General features: G+C 64.1%; 20 protein-coding genes. 7 read left to right on the top strand and 13 right to left on the bottom strand.

Annotated elements, in window-relative coordinates:
* Positions 1-96 precede the first annotated feature (96 nt).
* The 3 genes from ACEN9G_RS18615 to ACEN9G_RS18605 form a co-directional block, all read right to left on the bottom strand.
* Complete coding sequence (locus ACEN9G_RS18615; protein WP_413337027.1) at positions 97-870, bottom strand: sulfite exporter TauE/SafE family protein; 774 nt, start codon at positions 868-870, stop codon at positions 97-99.
* 95 nt (positions 871-965) lie between these two features.
* Positions 966-1,604, bottom strand: coding sequence for a peroxiredoxin (locus tag ACEN9G_RS18610; protein WP_413337028.1), 639 nt, complete (start codon positions 1,602-1,604; stop codon positions 966-968).
* A 28-nt stretch (positions 1,605-1,632) separates the two neighbouring features.
* Positions 1,633-2,019: a diacylglycerol kinase gene (locus ACEN9G_RS18605; RefSeq protein WP_413337029.1), complete on the bottom strand. Its 387-nt coding sequence runs from the start codon at positions 2,017-2,019 to the stop codon at positions 1,633-1,635.
* A gap of 126 nt (positions 2,020-2,145) precedes the next feature.
* Between ACEN9G_RS18605 and ACEN9G_RS18600 the strand changes: the two genes are divergently transcribed.
* Complete coding sequence (locus tag ACEN9G_RS18600; RefSeq protein WP_056136110.1) at positions 2,146-2,934, top strand: IclR family transcriptional regulator; 789 nt, start codon at positions 2,146-2,148, stop codon at positions 2,932-2,934.
* A 3-nt stretch (positions 2,935-2,937) separates the two neighbouring features.
* Here ACEN9G_RS18600 and pbpG read toward each other — a convergent pair whose 3' ends face one another.
* The 3 genes from pbpG to ACEN9G_RS18585 form a co-directional block, all read right to left on the bottom strand.
* Positions 2,938-4,074 (bottom strand): D-alanyl-D-alanine endopeptidase, encoded by a 1,137-nt coding sequence (gene pbpG, locus ACEN9G_RS18595; protein ID WP_413337030.1) that lies wholly within the window; start codon positions 4,072-4,074, stop codon positions 2,938-2,940.
* A gap of 180 nt (positions 4,075-4,254) precedes the next feature.
* The gene (locus ACEN9G_RS18590; protein ID WP_413337031.1) at positions 4,255-4,950 is read right to left on the bottom strand and encodes a nitroreductase; all 696 of its coding nucleotides are present in this window, start codon (positions 4,948-4,950) and stop codon (positions 4,255-4,257) included.
* Positions 4,951-4,961: 11 nt separating this feature from the next.
* Positions 4,962-5,822 carry a DMT family transporter gene (locus ACEN9G_RS18585; protein ID WP_440966725.1) on the bottom strand — a complete coding sequence of 287 codons (861 nt, stop codon included), beginning with the start codon at positions 5,820-5,822 and terminating at the stop codon, positions 4,962-4,964.
* Positions 5,823-6,146: 324 nt separating this feature from the next.
* Here ACEN9G_RS18585 and phaP point away from each other — a divergent pair, with 324 nt between their 5' ends.
* Complete coding sequence (gene phaP, locus ACEN9G_RS18580; protein WP_036239861.1) at positions 6,147-6,722, top strand: TIGR01841 family phasin; 576 nt, start codon at positions 6,147-6,149, stop codon at positions 6,720-6,722.
* Between the two features lie 128 nt (positions 6,723-6,850).
* On the opposite strand, the gene ACEN9G_RS18575 is transcribed toward phaP, so the two are convergent.
* From ACEN9G_RS18575 to ACEN9G_RS18545, 7 genes are all read right to left on the bottom strand, one after another.
* Positions 6,851-7,573 (bottom strand): ABC transporter ATP-binding protein, encoded by a 723-nt coding sequence (locus ACEN9G_RS18575; RefSeq protein ID WP_413337033.1) that lies wholly within the window; start codon positions 7,571-7,573, stop codon positions 6,851-6,853.
* Positions 7,573-8,340: an ABC transporter ATP-binding protein gene (locus tag ACEN9G_RS18570; protein WP_413337034.1), complete on the bottom strand. Its 768-nt coding sequence runs from the start codon at positions 8,338-8,340 to the stop codon at positions 7,573-7,575. The genes ACEN9G_RS18575 and ACEN9G_RS18570 overlap by 1 nt, the downstream gene beginning before the upstream one ends.
* Positions 8,337-9,542, bottom strand: coding sequence for an ABC transporter permease subunit (locus ACEN9G_RS18565; protein WP_413337035.1), 1,206 nt, complete (start codon positions 9,540-9,542; stop codon positions 8,337-8,339). The genes ACEN9G_RS18570 and ACEN9G_RS18565 overlap by 4 nt, the downstream gene beginning before the upstream one ends.
* 11 nt (positions 9,543-9,553) lie before the next feature.
* A complete protein-coding gene (locus tag ACEN9G_RS18560; protein ID WP_056136098.1) occupies positions 9,554-10,483 on the bottom strand; it encodes a branched-chain amino acid ABC transporter permease in 930 nt (309 codons plus the stop codon).
* A gap of 108 nt (positions 10,484-10,591) precedes the next feature.
* Positions 10,592-11,134: an adenine phosphoribosyltransferase gene (locus ACEN9G_RS18555; protein ID WP_413337036.1), complete on the bottom strand. Its 543-nt coding sequence runs from the start codon at positions 11,132-11,134 to the stop codon at positions 10,592-10,594.
* Between the two features lie 20 nt (positions 11,135-11,154).
* On the bottom strand, positions 11,155-12,099 hold the full coding sequence (gene ispH, locus ACEN9G_RS18550) for a 4-hydroxy-3-methylbut-2-enyl diphosphate reductase (protein WP_413337037.1): 945 nt from the start codon (positions 12,097-12,099) through the stop codon (positions 11,155-11,157).
* 19 nt (positions 12,100-12,118) lie between these two features.
* A complete protein-coding gene (locus ACEN9G_RS18545; protein WP_025511734.1) occupies positions 12,119-12,574 on the bottom strand; it encodes an FKBP-type peptidyl-prolyl cis-trans isomerase in 456 nt (151 codons plus the stop codon).
* A gap of 186 nt (positions 12,575-12,760) precedes the next feature.
* On the opposite strand from ACEN9G_RS18545, the gene radC reads away from it, so the two are divergent.
* From radC to ACEN9G_RS18520, 5 genes are all read left to right on the top strand, one after another.
* Entirely contained in the window at positions 12,761-13,435 is a 675-nt protein-coding gene (radC, locus tag ACEN9G_RS18540) for a RadC family protein (RefSeq protein ID WP_413337038.1), read from the top strand.
* A gap of 24 nt (positions 13,436-13,459) precedes the next feature.
* Positions 13,460-13,999 carry an NADPH-dependent FMN reductase gene (locus ACEN9G_RS18535; protein ID WP_413337039.1) on the top strand — a complete coding sequence of 180 codons (540 nt, stop codon included), beginning with the start codon at positions 13,460-13,462 and terminating at the stop codon, positions 13,997-13,999.
* 158 nt (positions 14,000-14,157) lie between these two features.
* A complete protein-coding gene (gene rpmB, locus ACEN9G_RS18530; protein WP_025511730.1) occupies positions 14,158-14,394 on the top strand; it encodes a 50S ribosomal protein L28 in 237 nt (78 codons plus the stop codon).
* Positions 14,395-14,407: 13 nt separating this feature from the next.
* Positions 14,408-14,575 carry a 50S ribosomal protein L33 gene (rpmG, locus tag ACEN9G_RS18525; protein ID WP_029755886.1) on the top strand — a complete coding sequence of 56 codons (168 nt, stop codon included), beginning with the start codon at positions 14,408-14,410 and terminating at the stop codon, positions 14,573-14,575.
* A 137-nt stretch (positions 14,576-14,712) separates the two neighbouring features.
* Complete coding sequence (locus ACEN9G_RS18520; RefSeq protein WP_413337040.1) at positions 14,713-15,837, top strand: hypothetical protein; 1,125 nt, start codon at positions 14,713-14,715, stop codon at positions 15,835-15,837.
* Positions 15,838-15,867: the final 30 nt, after the last annotated feature.

The following is a 15,867-nucleotide window of genomic DNA, read 5'->3' as shown; positions in this document are numbered from 1 at the left end:
GACATATTACAAACGAAGCATTCCTCATTTGCATAGACGTTTCCCGCATTAGCAAGATCCAAAAAGCAGGAAAGGCGCCTCGCGGCGCCTTTCTCGTCAGTGGAGCAGCTTGACCGCCACTCCCGCCAGCGTCATCGCCAGCAATCCTCTCAGCACTTTCTCGGGCACGGCCCGGGCCGCCCATGAGCCGATCGTGATGCCGGGCAGCGAGCCGATCAGCAGCGCCGACAACAGCGCCCAGTTGATCGAGCCCAGCCACCAGTGGCCGAACGCGGCGATCGCGGTCAGCGGCACGGCATAGGCGATGTCGGTGCCGGCCACCTCGGCCGGCGTCAGGTGCGGGTACAGCATGACGAGCAAGGTGGCGCCGATCGCACCCGCGCCGATCGACGAGATCGTCACGAGCGTGCCCAGCACCGCGCCGGACACGACCGTGGCAGCGAAGAGGCTGCGGCCCTGCAGCTGGCGCGACGGCTTGGCGTTGACCCAGGCGAGCATCTTGCCGCGGAACAGGATCGCGACGACGGTCAGCAGCACGGACACGGCGATCGAATAGCGGATCACCTTGCCGATGGATGCATTGAGCGGACCGAAATATTGCAGGGCGAGCGTGGCGACGAGCGCAGCCGGCAGCGCGCCAAGGCACAGGCGGCCGACGATGTCCCAGTGCACGGTGCCGCGCGAACGGTGGGTGACGGTGCCGGCAGTCTTGGTGATCGAGGCGAAGGCGAGGTCGGTGCCGACGGCGACGGATGGCGTGACGCCGAACAGCAGCGTCAACAGCGGCGTCATCAGCGAACCGCCGCCGACCCCGGTCATGCCGACCAGCAAGCCAACGGCGAATCCCGACAAAATGTATTGAATGGACATGCTTTACCCCCAGAATGGCTCCAAGGGTAATGGTCCTCAGCCGCAAAACAAACAACACGTTCCTTATTTGCTTATGCGGCCTTTGATGTGCCGGCTTACTTGTTCGGCTGCGGGGTCAGACGGAGATACGGCTTCGGCGCGTTGAAACCCTTCGGATATTTCTGCTTGAGCTGCTCCGGATCCTGAATGGTCAGCGGGATGATCACGTCATCGCCATCCTTCCAGTTGCCCGGCGTCGCGACGGTGTAGCCGTCGGTCAGCTGCAGGGCGTCGATCACGCGCAGCACTTCGTCGAAGTTGCGGCCGGTGCTCATCGGGTAGGTGATGGTCAGGCGGACTTTCTTGGCCGGATCGATCACGAACAGCGAGCGCACGGTCGCGGTGGCCGACTGGTTCGGATGGATCATGTCGTACAGTTGCGAGACCGATTTATCGGCATCGGCGATGATCGGGAAGCCGACGACGGTCTGCTGGGTCTCCTCGATATCCTTGATCCATGCCTTGTGCTGCTCGGCCGGGTCGACGGACAGCGCGATCGCCTTGACGTTGCGCTTGTCGAATTCCGGCTTCAGTTTCGCGGTCAGGCCCAGCTCGGTGGTGCACACCGGCGTGAAGTCGGCCGGGTGCGAGAACAGCACCACCCACGAATCGCCCGCCCACTCGTGGAAGCGGATGCGGCCGATGGTGGAATCCTGTTCGAAATCCGGAGCCGTGTCGCCCAGGCGTAAAGTCATCTTGTTCTCCTTAGTGTGAGAGGGTACGTCATAAAAAACGGTTGTACAGGACGACGGCCCAGGTCGCGCCCGCCATCGTGATCGCCAGCGCCACCGCCGCGCTGCCCAGGTCCTTGGCGGCCTTGGACAGCGGATGGCGCTCCAGCGACACGCGGTCGACCACGGCCTCGATGGCCGCATTGATCAGCTCCACGAGCAGCACGAGCCCGAGCACGGCGATCAGCGCCAGCTTCTGGAACGCCGAAACCTTCAGCAGCAGCGCGACGACGGTGAGCGGCACCGCGACCATCACCTCCTGCCGGAACGCGTGCTCGTTCTTCCAGGCGGTCTGGAAGCCCTGCATCGAATAGCGGAACGCGCCCGCAATACGGCCCAGGCCGCCCTTACTCTTGAACTCGCTGCTCGGTTGATCCATGTATGTTCGACAATCTGTACAGAAACGCCATTATGCCCACACAGCTCGGCCCCTACGCAACATCATTACCTAATATTTTCACATTATGGTATAAAGTAGAGAAATATACCGCACTGCACCAACCACATGACGAAACTGGAAACCCCTGAACCGGCCAAGACTTCCATCCAGGTCATCGAGCGCATGGTGGCGCTGCTCGACGTACTGGCCAGTTATCCCGACCCCGTGAGCCTGAAAGAGTTGTCGAAGGTTTCGGGCCTGCACCCGTCGACGGCGCACCGCATCCTGAACGACATGGTCGTGACGCGTTTCGTCGACCGCGTGGAACCGGGCACCTACCGCCTCGGCATGCGGCTGCTCGAACTGGGCAACGTGGTCAAGAGCCGGCTGTCCGTGCGCGAAGCGGCCGTCGACCTGATGCGGGCGCTGCACAACAAGACCAAGCAGACGGTCAACCTGTCGGTGCGCCAGGGCGACGAGATCGTCTACATCGACCGCGCCTTCTCCGAGCGTTCCGGCATGCAGGTCGTGCGCGCGATCGGTGGCCGTGGTCCGCTGCACCTGACGTCGACCGGCAAGCTGTTCCTGTCGATCGACGAGCCGAAGGCGATTCGCGCCTATGCCACGCGCACGGGCCTCGCGGGCCACAACAAGAACTCGATCACGGACCTGACGCGCCTGGAGCGCGAACTGTCGCTCGTGCGCGCCCGCGGCTATGCGCGCGACAACGAGGAACTGGAACTGGGCGTGCGCTGCATGGCCGCCGGCATCCATGACGACAGCGGCAAGCTGGTCGCAGGACTGTCCATTTCGGCGCCGGCGGACCGCCTGCAGGACGACTGGCTGGAAGATCTGGTGAACACGGCGGCGCAGATTTCCGCGACCCTGGGCCACCGTGTCGGTGGGACGAGCTGACCGTTACTGAACAACCGGCACCGCCGTCCCGGCGGACACCGACGCCGGCACCGTCGCCGACACGGTCACGGGCACGCCTGCGGCTGCAGTGGGCGACATATTGGCCGGCAAGGCGGCTGGCTTGAGCGCTTCGAGCCAGCGGCGCATGCGGCCCGCATCCGCGGTACGCGACTGCTTGCCCTTCGAATCGAGGAACACCATGATCACGTTGCGGCCCTGGATCATGGCCTGCATCACGAGGCAGCGCCCCGCTTCGTTGATGAATCCCGTCTTCTGCAGGCCGATGTTCCAGTCGGGCGACGCGACGAGGTAGTTGGTGTTGTGGTACTGCAGCGCCCGGCCGCTCGCCTGGACGACGTAGTTCGGATCCGTCGTGTACTGGCGCAGCAGCGGCTCCTGGTGCGCCACTTTGACAAGCTTGGCCAGGTCGCGCGCGCTCGAAATGTTCTGGCTCGACAGGCCGCTCGAATCCACGTAATGCGTGTCGTTCATGCCGAGTTCGCGCGCCTTCGCATTCATCGCGTCGACGAAGGCATTGATCCCGCCCGGATAATTGCGGCCCAGCGCGGCGGCGGCGCGGTTCTCCGAGCTCATCAGTGCGATATGCAGCAGGTTACCGCGCGTCATGCGCGCACCGACGGGCAGGCGCGAGCTGGTGAATTTGTGACGGTCGACGTCGGCCTCGGTAATCGTCAGCACTTCGTCCAGGTCTTGCCGGGCCTCGACGACGAGCAGGCCCGTCATCAGCTTGGTGATGGAAGCGATCGGCAGCGCGACGGCGGCATTCTTTTCGAACAGCACTTCCGAGCTCTGCTGGTCCAGCACGTACGCGACGTTGGAACGCAGGTCGAGCGGATCATGCGTGCGGCTCAGGCCCGCGATGTCGCCCGCGCTGAGCATGGCGACGGCCGGCGCGGCGCGGCGGACGCGCTGATAGACGACGCGGCGCTTGCCATGGACCATCTCGATGCGGCGCACCATGCGCTGGCGGTTGTCGTCGGCGATGACCTTGGCCAGGTTGGTGCGCTTGGCCTTGACGCGCTTCGTCGCGGCCGCATGCCCCTTGTGCTTGGTCGCGGCTGCTGCGGGTTCGAGCACGAACATCATGGAAATGGCGGCTGCCAACGCGAGCTTAAGCATCTGAAAATCCTTGAACGCGAACTGAAGAGCACTGAATGCAGTGTAGCGGATGACGTGGGGAGCGCAAGTGCGCACCCGACGACTGTACCATCTACGCCCATTTTTTCCTACAACGCAAAATGAGATGCGTTGTAGAAATCTCTTGATTTTTCAATAGCTTGCGAAGGCAAGTATAGCGTGCTAGTCCAGGAAACGGGCAAAGGACGGCACCGGTTCGCGTTCCGTGACCAACGTATTTTCCACCTTGTCCGGATCGGCAAATCCGAGCGCCATGCCGCACACGACCATCTCGTTTTCGGGCAGACCGAGCTCGTCGGAAATGATGCGGTGGAATTGCGTGAACGCGGCCTGCGGGCACGTGTCGAGGCCGCGGCCGCGCGCGGCGACCATGATGTTTTGCAGGAACATGCCGTAGTCGAGCCAGGAGCCCTGCTCCATGATGCGGTCGATGGTGAAGATCATGCCGACGGGGGCGTCGAAGAAGCGGTAGTTGCGGCCGTGCTGGGCCGCCATGCCGGCCTTGTTGTCGCGCGTGAGGCCCAGCAGCGCATATAAATCCCAGCCGACCTTGCGGCGCCGGTCGACGAACGGCGACACCCATTCGCGCGGGTAGTACGCGTATTCCTCGACGTGCTCGCGGCTCTGCGCCGGGTCCGCGTAGGCGGCCAGGATGCGGCCGGACAGGCGTTCCTTGGCGGCGCCCGTCAGCACGTGGACTTTCCACGGCTGCGTGTTCGTGCCGGACGGCGCCCGCGCCGCCACTTCCAGGATGGCTTCGATATCCTCGCGCGCGACCGGAGTCTCCAGGTACGCGCGGATCGAACGCCGCGAGGTGATGGCGGCGTCCACCGCCTGTTGTTGTGCGCTCGTGATCATGCACTCTCCTTTTATTTTTTGACGACGAATGCGACGCCCAGCACCGCGACGACCATGCCGGCCAGGCCGAGCATGCTGAGCTTCTCGCCGAACATCAGCCAGGCCATCAGGGCGGTGGTGGGCGGCGTCAGGTACAGCAGGCTCGTCACGCGGGTCGCGTCGTTGCGGCTGATGAGGCGGAACAGCAGGAAGATGGCGCCGATCGACAGCGCCAGGATCGCCCACAGCAGCGCCCCCAGGAATTGCGGCGTCCACTGGATGTTCTCCATGCGCGGGCCGAAGCCTTCCAGCAGCACCGCAAACGGCAGCAGCGCGAGCGCGGACGTCGCGTACTGGATCACCGTGCCGGTGCGCAGGTCGAATGTCGGACAGAAGCGCTTCTGGTACATCGTGCCCGCCGTGATCGACAGCAGGGCCAGCACGCACAGCGCGATCGCGGCCGGCGCCAGGCCGTTCAGATGGATCTTCGCGGCCACGACGAGGCCGACGCCGCACAACCCGAGGCCCAGCCCCAGCCATTGGCGCGGGCGGACCTTTTCGCCGATCAATGGCGCGGCGATGGCCGTCAGGATCGGCTGCATGCCCACGATCAGCGCGGACAGCCCGGCCGGCATGCCGAGCTTGATCGCGCCCCACACGCCGCCCAGGTAGCCCGCCTGCAGCAGCAGCCCGGCCACCGCCACGTGACGGATGCGCCCGCGTGGCCAGGCGGCACCCGTCAACAGCACGACGGGCAACAGGATCAGGACGGCACCCAGGCAGCGCAGGATGAGGAAGGACATCGGCGGCGCATACGGCAAACCGTATTTCGCGGCGATGAAACCGGTGCTCCATAGAACAACGAAAAACAGCGGCATCGGTCGAATGATCATTCGGCAAGTCTAGCATGGCTGACCTTACCCATTTGCGCTTGCTGCAAAGCACTAAAGTGTTGTAACGGCGCAAACAAAAACGGTGCAAACGTTTGTATCTATTGATCTTACTCAAGAGAGTGCGGTTGAATTGTGCGACGCATCAAAAGTGCTTGACGCATAATCGAAAACCGGGAAAAATGGCTTCATGTTGCGGCGCACAATCAACGCGCTTTATCAAGCAGTGCCAGGTTTTTCCTTGTTTCATCGCTTCACTGGTCCATGCAGGTGTCCCAAGACACCTGAAAAGCAAAAGTTCATAACGATCCATTACTGGAGAACCATATGTTTGCATTCCCTGAGCAGTTTTCGAACGCGACCAAAGCCAACCTCGAATCCCAGTTTGCCCTGTTTTCGGCCCTGACCTCCAAGACTTTCGAAGGCGTGGAAAAGCTGGTGGACCTGAACATCAACACCGTCAAGGCCGCCATCGAAGACTCGTCGGCAACCACGCGCCAGCTGCTGGCTGTCAAGGATGCCCAGGAATTCTTCGCCGTGTCGGCTTCGCAAGCCCAACCGGCTGCTGAAAAAGCCCTGGCCTACAGCCGCCAGGTGGCATCGATCGCCGCCGACACCGGCGCCGAATTCTCGAAAGCCGCCGAAAGCCAGTTCGCCGAAGTCAACCGCAAGGTGATCTCGCTGGTCGACGAAGTGACCAAGAACGCCCCGGCCGGTTCGGAGACCTATGTCTCGGCCCTGAAAACCGCCATCAGCAACGCCAACGCCGGCTACGAGCAGTTCACCAAGACGACCAAGCAGGCCGTCGAGGCGATCGAATCGAACCTGAACGCCGCCGTGTCGCAGTTCACGCAAGCCACCCGCAAGGCTGGCGCTGCCGCCAACTCGGCTGCTGCTGCCTAAGCTGTAAGATCACACCGCTGCTTCCCCTCCCACGGAAGCCGAACGGCCCGGACCGCGCAAGCGGTTCCGGGCCGTTTGTTTTGTTGGCCTTACGCGTGGGCACGGGGTGCCCACCATTTCGTGCGAGACTATTCGCCCAGATACGCCGCCTGCACGCGCGGATCATGCAGCATGTCCTGCGCATTCCCCGTCATGGTGATCGCGCCCGACTCCATCACATAAGCGCGGTGCGCCGCCTGCAGCGCCAGCTTCGCGTTCTGCTCCACGAGCAGGACGGTGATGCCCTGCTTCGACACGTCGCGGATCACCTCGAAGATCTTCTCGACCATGATCGGCGCAAGACCCATCGACGGCTCGTCCAGCAACAGCAGCGTGGGATGGCACATCAGCGCGCGCGCCATCGCCAGCATCTGCTGCTCGCCGCCGGACAACGTGCCGGCCAGCTGGCCGGAGCGCTCCTTCAGGCGCGGGAACACCGTGTACCACTTCTCGATGTCGTCCTCGATGGCAGCCTTGTCGTTGCGCGTGTACGCGCCCATCAGCAGGTTTTCGTGGATGGTCATGCGCGTGAACACGCCGCGGCCTTCCGGCACCATTGCCAGCTTTTGCTCGACCAGTTTGAACGATTTATTGGCGCTCAAAGGCTGGCCGAGATAGGCGATCGTGCCTTCCACCTTGCACGGCGGCAGCGTGCCCGTGATCGCTTTCAAGGTCGTCGTCTTGCCCGCGCCGTTGGCGCCGATCAGCGTGACGAGTTCGCCTCGGTTGACTTCCAGGTCGATCCCTTTGACGGCCTTGATGCCGCCGTACGCCACCTTCAGGCCAGAAATTTTCAGAACATGATCGACCATCAGTGGGCACCTCCGAGATAGGCTTCGATGACGGCCTGGTTCTTCTGGATCTCGGCCGGCAGCCCTTCCGCGATCAGCTTGCCGTACTCCAGCACCGAAATGCGGTCGCACAGCCCCATCATGAGTTTCACGTCGTGTTCGATCAGCAGGATCGTGACGCCCGCGCCCTGGATCTTGACCAGCAGCTCGCGCAGCGCGACCTTTTCCGTCGCATTCATGCCGGCCGCGGGCTCGTCCAGCGCGAGCAGCTTCGGTTCCGTCGCCAGCGCGCGGGCGATCTCCAGGCGGCGCTGGTCGCCGTACGACAGGAAGCGCGCCGTGCGCTGGGAAAACTGCCCGATGCCGACGAAGCCCAGCAACTCTTGCGCGCGGGCGCGGATCGCGGCCTCTTCCCGGCGCGCGGCGCCGTGCCGGAAGATGGCGCCGAACACGCCCTGGTGCGTGCGCACGTGGCGTCCCACCATCACGTTTTCCAGCGCGGACATTTCACCGAACAGGCGGATGTTCTGGAACGTGCGCGCGATGCCGGCCTTGGCGACGGCATGCGGCGCCGACGGCGAATACGGCTTGCCGTCCAGCTGGAACGTGCCCGTGTCCGGTTGATACAGGCCCGTGATCACGTTGAAGAAGGTCGTCTTGCCGGCGCCGTTCGGGCCGATCAGGCCATAGATCTGGCCTTTCATGATCTTGATGCCGACGTCCGTCAGGGCTTGCAGGCCACCGAAGCGTTTGTTGACGCCGGAGATGTTCAGCAGGATGTCGCTCATGCCTCGCTCTCTTCCTCTTTGGCGATGGCCGCATTGGGGCGGTCTTCCTTGACCGGCGACGGCCACAGGCCCGCCGGACGGTTCAGCATGATCAAGACCATGGCCAGGCCGTACAGCAGCTGGCGCAGCACCTCGGCCTCGATGACGACCTTGCCGAACAGCGCCTGCTGCGCCGGTTCGACGATGTGGCGCAGCACTTCCGGCAACGCGGCCAGCAGCACGCCGCCCATCACGACGCCGGGGATATGGCCAATGCCGCCCAGTACGACCATCGCCAGCACGGCGATGGATTCCGTCAGCGAGAACGATTCCGGAGAGACAAAACCCTGGAAGGCCGCGAACATGGCGCCCGCCACGCCGCCGAACGACGCACCCATCGAGAACGCGAGCAATTTGACGTTGCGGGTGTTGATGCCCATCGCCTTCGCGGCGATCTCGTCTTCGCGGATCGCGACCCACGCGCGGCCCAGGCGCGAATGCTGCAACCGGCTCGTCATGAAGATCGTCACCATGCACAGCAGCAGGAACAGGAAATAGTAGGCGTTGACGGACGGGATGCCGTAGCCGCCGATGTACACCGTCGCGCGCGACCCCGCCTCGCCGGCCAGCGACACGCCGAAGATGCGGACCGGATCGATCAGGTTGATGCCTTGCGGACCGTTGGTGAAATTGATCGGATCGTTCAGGTTGTTCATGAAGATCCGGATGATCTCGCCGAAGCCCAGCGTGACGATGGCGAGGTAGTCGCCGCGCAGCTTCAGCGTCGGGGCGCCCAGCAGCGCGCCGAACAGCGCGGCCGTCAGCCCCGCCAGCGGCACGACGAACCAGACGGAGAGATGAATACCGTTGGTGCGCACGTCCTCGCCGAAGGTGCGCACGATGGCGTCCTGCAGTTCGGGGTGGTAGTTCACGATGGATTCCAGCAGCGCGGCGAACTGCGGCGACGCGAACAGGCCCGTCAGGTACGCGCCGACGGCGAAGAACGCGATATAGCCCAGGTCGAGCAGGCCGGCGAAGCCGACGACGATGTTCAGGCCCAGCGCCAGCATGATGTACAGCAGCGCCATGTCGAGGATGCGCACCCACGAGTTGCCGAACTGGGCGGCGACAAATGGGAAGATGAGCATCACGGCCAGCAGCACGGCCATGCTGGCGTACGATTGCCGCGGTTTGTGGACGGTGTCGAAAGTCAGGAGAGACATGGGCGATCTCCTTACGCGCGGTCGGCCACGCGCTCGCCCATGATGCCGGACGGACGCACGGTCAGCACGAGGATCAGCACGATGAACGCGAAGATGTCCTGGTAATGGCTGCCGAGGAAGCCGCCGGTCAGGTCACCGATGTAGCCGGCACCGAGGCTCTCGATGATGCCGAGGACGATCCCGCCGATCATAGCGCCGTAGATATTGCCGATACCGCCCAGCACGGCGGCAGAGAACGCCTTCATGCCCGGCACGGTGCCCATCGCGAACTGGATCGATGCGTAATTCGCGCCCCACATCACGCCGGCGACGGCCGCCAGCGCGGCGCCGATGGCAAACGTGGCGACGATGACGCGGTTGGAGTCCACACCCATCAACCCGGCCACGCGCGGATTCTCGGCGACGGCGCGCATCGCGCGGCCCATGCGGGTCTTCTCGACGAGGAACACGAGGCCGACCATCGCGGCGGCGGCCAGCACGAGCAGCAAGATCTGCGTGTGCGAGATCACGGCGCCACCGACATTGACCGGGTCGGACGACAGCAGTTGCGGGAACGGCAGCGGGCTGCGGCCCCAGATCATCATGGCGAAGGTCTGCAGCAGGATCGACACGCCGATCGCGGTGATCAGCGGGGCCAGGCGCGGCGCGTTGCGCAGGCGGCGGTAGGCGATGCGTTCGATGAGGACGTTCACGAGCATCGTGACGGGGATCGCGCCGACGATGGCGATGGCGAGCTGCACGCCGCCGGGCAGGCCGGGAAAGACGCCGTCCAGCAGTTTCAGGATCGACAGGCCGACCATGGCGCCGATCATCAGCACGTCGCCATGGGCGAAGTTGATGAGGTTGAGCACGCCGTAGACCATCGTGTAGCCGAGTGCGACGAGCGCATACATGCTGCCCAGCACCAGCCCGTTCAGGATCTGTTGGACAAAAGTTTCCATGCTTGTGTGGTTTCCTTTCGAACTAACAAAAACGGCACCCGTGGTACGAGTGCCGCTAGCCAAGCAACATAATTCCGAGCGTCATCATAACAGATGCGTTGCCGGGATTTACACGTCGCGCAGGGTCACCACCGGCATGGTCAGGTTGCGTTTGTCCTTGAAAAACGCGACGTCGAACAGGGCGGCAGCACCGACGACATCCTTGCCGATGCGGCGCAGCAGCGTGGCCGCCGCCTCGATGGTGCCGCCGGTCGCCAGCACGTCGTCGACGATCAGCACGCGCTGGCCCTTGATGCGCTCCGGCTGGATCTCGATCGTGGCGCTGCCGTACTCGCGGCGGTAATCGATGCCGATCGCGGCGCCCGGCAGCTTGCCCGGTTTGCGCGCCATCGCGAAGCCGATGCCGCGCTGGTACGCGAGCGCGCCCGCGAGCATGAAGCCGCGCGCGTCCATCGCGAGGAGGAAGTCGACGTCGAGGTGGGCCGTGCGTTCGGTCAGCGCGTCGATGGCGAGCTGCCAGTGGGTCGGGTTGTCGAAGACGCAGCCCACGTCGATGAAATTGACGCCCGGTTCCGGGTAATCCTGGAAGAATTCCAGCGGGATGGTGTCGAAACCGGAGGGCGAGCGCGGGCGCAGGTCGAATACGTTCATTGGATCAAACCAGGGGTGATTCAGGCCGCGGCCTTGCCGCCGTCCAGGCCCTTGGGCAGCGGGAACGTGACGTGCTCTTCGACGCCCTCGAGCGCGCGCACGCTGGCGGCACCCAAGTCTTTCAGGCGCTCGATGACGGCTTGCACGAGCACTTCCGGGGCCGACGCGCCGGCCGTGACGCCGATGCGCTTCCTGCCGGCGATCCAGGCCGGATCGATGCCGGCGGCGTTGTCGACCATGTAGGCCGGCGTGCCCTTCTTTTCCGCCACTTCGCGCAGGCGGTTCGAATTGGAGCTGTTCGGGCTGCCGACGACGATCACGACTTCCACCTGCGGCGCCATGAATTTCACGGCTTCCTGGCGGTTCGTCGTCGCGTAGCAGATGTCGCCCTTCTTCGGCTCCACGATGTTCGGGAAACGGGCCTTCAGCGCGGCGATGATCTCCGCGGTGTCGTCGACGGACAGGGTCGTCTGCGACACATAGGCCAGCAGGTCGGGATTGCCGACGTTCAGTTTCGCTACATCGTCGACCGTCTCGACGAGGTGCATGCCCTCTTCCGCCTGGCCCATCGTGCCCTCGACTTCCGGGTGGCCGGCGTGGCCGATCATGACGATTTCGGCGCCCTGCTTGCGCATCTTGGCCACTTCCACGTGCACCTTGGTGACCAGCGGGCAGGTGGCGTCATAGACCTTCAGGCCGCGCGACTCGGCTTCCTCGCGCACGGCCTTCGACACGCCGTGCGCGGAAAACACGAGCGTATTGCCGGCCGGGACATCGTCCAGGTCTTCGATGAAGATCGCGCCCTTGTTGCGCAGGTCGTTGACGACGTAGGCGTTGTGGACGATTTCGTGGCGCACGTAGATGGGCGCGCCGAACTGCTGCAGGGCACGCTCGACGATCTCGATCGCACGGTCGACGCCGGCGCAAAAGCCGCGCGGCTGGGCTAACAGGATCTCGTTGTCCATGGTTCGGTGATGGCTGTGGTCAGAGTACGGAAATCAGCTGGACTTCGAACTTCAGCGGCTGGCCGGCCAGCGGGTGGTTGAAGTCGAACACGGCGTCGTTGGCGCGCATCTCGCGCAGCACGCCGGCAAAGCGGCCGCCGCCCGGCGCGCGAAAGTCGACGAGGTCGCCGACCTGGTAATCGGCATCCGGTTCCGAGTTCTCGTCCAGGGTCTTTTTCGTCACGACCTGGATCAGGTCGGGATTGCGCTCCCCGAATCCTTCAGCGGCGGTCAGGTCGAACGTCGTGTGCGTGCCTTCGGCCAGGCCGAGCAGGCGCTGCTCCAGGAACGGGGCGAGCTGGCCCTGGCCCAGCAGCAGGGTGGCCGGGGTGCTGCCGAAGGTCGTGACGATGTCCTTGCCGTCGGCGGTGGCAAGACGGTAATGGAGGGTCAGGTACGACGATTCGGTGACGACGGGAGCGTTAGTGGAGGACATTGTTGCGTGTTCGGTTGACGTGCAAACCGCTATTGTAAGCCACCTGTGCCCGTCCCGCCTCAGCCGGTGCGATTTCTGTCGCCGATCTGTTGCACATGCAAAAACGTTACGATCACGGGCTTGCGCATGCCCAAACCGCCCTGCTCCCGTCGCGCGAATAATGCACGATCTTGCATGGAGGGTCGGATGGGAATCGAAGACTGGCCGGAGCAGACCCGGCCGCGCGAACGGCTCGTGCGCGAGGGCGCGCAGGCGTTGTCGGATCCGGAACTGCTGGCGCTGCTGCTGCGCGTGGGTGTGCGCGGCAAGAGCGCGGTCGAGTTGGGCCGCGACATCCTGCAACACTTCGGCTCGCTGCACGGCCTGTTCGGCGCGACCCTGGGCGATTGTGCCGAGGTGCACGGCCTCGGCATGGCGAAATATGCGCAATTGCAGGCCGTGATGGAACTGGCCCGCCGCGCCATCGCCGAACAATTGCAGGCGGGCGAGGCGTTCGGCTCGCCCGAGCTCGTCAAGCGCTACCTGCGCATGAAGCTGGGCGGCCAGCGTCACGAATCGTTCGTCGTCCTGTTCCTGGACGTCAAGAACCGCCTGATCGCCGACCGTGAACTGTTCCGCGGCACGCTCGCGCAGACGAGCGTCTACCCGCGCGAAGTCGTCATCGAGGCGCTGGACTACAACGCGGCCAGCGTGATCCTCGCGCACAATCACCCGTCCGGCGTGCCGGAGCCGAGCGAGGCCGACCTGCGCCTCACGGGCGCCCTGGTCAAGGCGCTCAGTCTCGTGGACATCCGCGTGCTCGACCATTTCATCGTGGCCGGGCCGCTCATCCATTCCTTCGCGGAGCACGGGCAGATCTGAGCTCATCTGAGCTAAGATGCTCTCATGCCCATCCGTATCCTCGCCCTCTGCGGCAGCCAGCGCACCCGTTCGATGAGCGGCGGCCTGCTGCGCGCCTGCCGCGACCTCGCGCCCGACGGTGTCGCCATCCACCTCTTCGAACACCACCTGGATTTCCCGCTGTTCAGTCCCGAGCGCACCGAGATCCCTGCCGGCGTGCTGGCCCTGCAGGAGGCGATCACGGCGGCCGACGCCCTCCTCATCGCCAGCCCCGAGTACGCGCACGGGGTCACGGGCACCATCAAGAACACGCTGGACTGGGTCGTGAACCACGCGCCGTTCGCGGGGAAGCCGGTCGCCGTGCTGAATCCGTCGTACCAATCGTTTCATGCCGACGAGGCGCTGAAAGAGACGCTGCGCACGATGTCGGCCGACCTCGTCCTCGACGCCTGCCTGCGCATTCCCGTCATCGGCTCCCGCGTCGATCCGGACCGGATTGCGTCGGAACCACGCTTCGCGGCGCCGATCGCAGCCGCCCTGCGGGCGCTCGTTGCGCACGTCGGACGCGCGAATAACAGTGTGTAAACAAGCCCTTACGAAGCAAACATTGCGAAACTTCACGATTGTTAAATTTCGTCGATTTATCGATTAACAATTTTTTTCCGCAAGTTGTTGATTACTCGACGGTTTTCGAGCTATACTCTCGTTTTTCCGATTGTGGAAGTTTATTCAAGGAGTGCGCTATGGCACGTGTTTGCCAAGTTACTGGCAAGGGTCCGATGGTTGGCAACAACGTCTCCCACGCCAACAACAAAACCAAGCGTCGTTTTCTGCCGAACCTGCAGAACCGCCGCATCTTCGTAGAATCCGAAAACCGCTGGGTCTCCCTGCGTATTTCGAACGCCGGCCTGCGCGTCATCGACAAGCTCGGCATCGACGCTGTGCTGGCCGATATGCGCGCCCGCGGCGAGAAAATCTAATTAGGGAGTCATCATGGCAAAAACTGGCCGCGACAAGATCAAACTGGAATCGACCGCAGGTACCGGTCACTTCTACACCACGACCAAGAACAAGCGCACGATGCCGGCGAAGATGGAAATCACCAAATTCGACCCGAAAGCTCGCAAGCACGTGGTCTACAAAGAAACCAAGATCAAGTAATCTGGTTCTTTTCAAAGAAAGCCGCCCGCTTCACCGCGCGCGGCTTTTTTGTTTTTCTGTGCCATTGATTGGGGTCATTTGATCCACTCTCCCGCGTCGTTATAGTCGATCGTCCACCTTCGCTGGAGAATCGCCTTATGTGGCACAACCTGTGGCCTACCCGACTGTCGCTCCTGCCTGCCCTGGCCGCCCTTGCCGGCCTCGCCGCCTGCTCCACGCCCTACCGCCCTCCCGTCGTCGTGCATGGCAGCGCGACCTTTCCCGGCATTGCCAGCAGCGTCGCGGAAGCCGGCACGCGCCCCGTCGACGTGCTCCTCGTCCACGGCATGTGCACCCACGATACGGCCTGGGCCGAGCGCCAGATCGACCGCATCACGGGCATCGTCGAAGCGCACGCGCCGGCACCTGCCAGCACCACGGCGCCGCCGCGCGTGGAAGTCGTCGAGCGCACGCGCAGGCTTGCCGGCGGCACGGTCCGCTTCCACGCCCTCGTGTGGTCGCCGCTGACGGCCGGCCTGAAGCACCAGCTCGACGTCGACATGACGGGCAAGCCGACGGATTGCACCGCGGCCGGCGCATGCAAGCCGAAGCGCGCCTCGCTGAACGGCTACGTCAAGGACAACCTGCTGAACGATTGCCTGTCCGACGCCGTCATCTACCAGGGCGAAAGCCACGTCGCGATCCGCGATGCGATGGTGCGGACGATCGCGCAGGTGCTCGAGCAGGATCCCGACAGCGAGGCACCGCTCGTCGTCGTCGCGGAAAGCCTGGGCAGCAAGATGCTGTTCGACGCCCTGAGCGCCATGCTGGAATCGTGGCAACCGCAGACGCGGGCGCTGGGCCAGCAGGCAGCGCGCCGGCTGGGACTGCTGTTCATGGCCGGCAACCAGTTGCCCATCCTGGGCCTGGCCGAGCAGTCGGCGGCGGCACAGCGGGCGATCGCCACGCAGGACATGCGGTTGGCCGACGCCTTGCAGCGCTTCCTGGAACTGCGCCGGCGCCAGCCCAACCGTCGCGCGGACACCCTGCAGCGCCTGGCCGTCGTCGCCTTCACCGATCCAAACGATTTGCTGTCCTACCGCCTGCTGCCCGCCCGCTACGCGGCGCCGGACGTGGCTGTCGCCGACGTGCTCGTGTCGAACGACAGCACGTGGCTGGGCTTGATCGAAAACCCGGTGACGGCGCACCTGGATTACCTGGCAAATCCGGACGTCGGAACGATGATCGCTTGCGGATATCCGCCGGTAGCGTTCTGCCGCTGATCGTCACGCCGAACTGCCGTGCGCCCGCCC

This window comes from Massilia sp. Masssp94, from assembly GCF_059491305.1.
The sequence above is the reverse complement of the archived record's forward strand: the minus strand, read 5'-3'. Positions and strand labels throughout refer to the sequence as shown.

Bases quoted from the DNA above. Each gene is read 5' to 3' on its own strand.
- ACEN9G_RS18615 (WP_413337027.1), bottom strand. From the start codon at position 870: ATGTCCATTCAATACATTTTGTCGGGATTCGCCGTTGGCTTGCTGGTC.
- ACEN9G_RS18610 (WP_413337028.1), bottom strand. From the start codon at position 1,604: ATGACTTTACGCCTGGGCGACACGGCTCCGGATTTCGAACAGGATTCC.
- ACEN9G_RS18605 (WP_413337029.1), bottom strand. From the start codon at position 2,019: ATGGATCAACCGAGCAGCGAGTTCAAGAGTAAGGGCGGCCTGGGCCGT.
- ACEN9G_RS18600 (WP_056136110.1), top strand. From the start codon at position 2,146: ATGACGAAACTGGAAACCCCTGAACCGGCCAAGACTTCCATCCAGGTC.
- pbpG (WP_413337030.1), bottom strand. From the start codon at position 4,074: ATGCTTAAGCTCGCGTTGGCAGCCGCCATTTCCATGATGTTCGTGCTC.
- ACEN9G_RS18590 (WP_413337031.1), bottom strand. From the start codon at position 4,950: ATGATCACGAGCGCACAACAACAGGCGGTGGACGCCGCCATCACCTCG.
- ACEN9G_RS18585 (WP_440966725.1), bottom strand. From the start codon at position 5,822: ATGATCATTCGACCGATGCCGCTGTTTTTCGTTGTTCTATGGAGCACC.
- phaP (WP_036239861.1), top strand. From the start codon at position 6,147: ATGTTTGCATTCCCTGAGCAGTTTTCGAACGCGACCAAAGCCAACCTC.
- ACEN9G_RS18575 (WP_413337033.1), bottom strand. From the start codon at position 7,573: ATGGTCGATCATGTTCTGAAAATTTCTGGCCTGAAGGTGGCGTACGGC.
- ACEN9G_RS18570 (WP_413337034.1), bottom strand. From the start codon at position 8,340: ATGAGCGACATCCTGCTGAACATCTCCGGCGTCAACAAACGCTTCGGT.
- ACEN9G_RS18565 (WP_413337035.1), bottom strand. From the start codon at position 9,542: ATGTCTCTCCTGACTTTCGACACCGTCCACAAACCGCGGCAATCGTAC.
- ACEN9G_RS18560 (WP_056136098.1), bottom strand. From the start codon at position 10,483: ATGGAAACTTTTGTCCAACAGATCCTGAACGGGCTGGTGCTGGGCAGC.
- ACEN9G_RS18555 (WP_413337036.1), bottom strand. From the start codon at position 11,134: ATGAACGTATTCGACCTGCGCCCGCGCTCGCCCTCCGGTTTCGACACC.
- ispH (WP_413337037.1), bottom strand. From the start codon at position 12,099: ATGGACAACGAGATCCTGTTAGCCCAGCCGCGCGGCTTTTGCGCCGGC.
- ACEN9G_RS18545 (WP_025511734.1), bottom strand. From the start codon at position 12,574: ATGTCCTCCACTAACGCTCCCGTCGTCACCGAATCGTCGTACCTGACC.
- radC (WP_413337038.1), top strand. From the start codon at position 12,761: ATGGGAATCGAAGACTGGCCGGAGCAGACCCGGCCGCGCGAACGGCTC.
- ACEN9G_RS18535 (WP_413337039.1), top strand. From the start codon at position 13,460: ATGCCCATCCGTATCCTCGCCCTCTGCGGCAGCCAGCGCACCCGTTCG.
- rpmB (WP_025511730.1), top strand. From the start codon at position 14,158: ATGGCACGTGTTTGCCAAGTTACTGGCAAGGGTCCGATGGTTGGCAAC.
- rpmG (WP_029755886.1), top strand. From the start codon at position 14,408: ATGGCAAAAACTGGCCGCGACAAGATCAAACTGGAATCGACCGCAGGT.
- ACEN9G_RS18520 (WP_413337040.1), top strand. From the start codon at position 14,713: ATGTGGCACAACCTGTGGCCTACCCGACTGTCGCTCCTGCCTGCCCTG.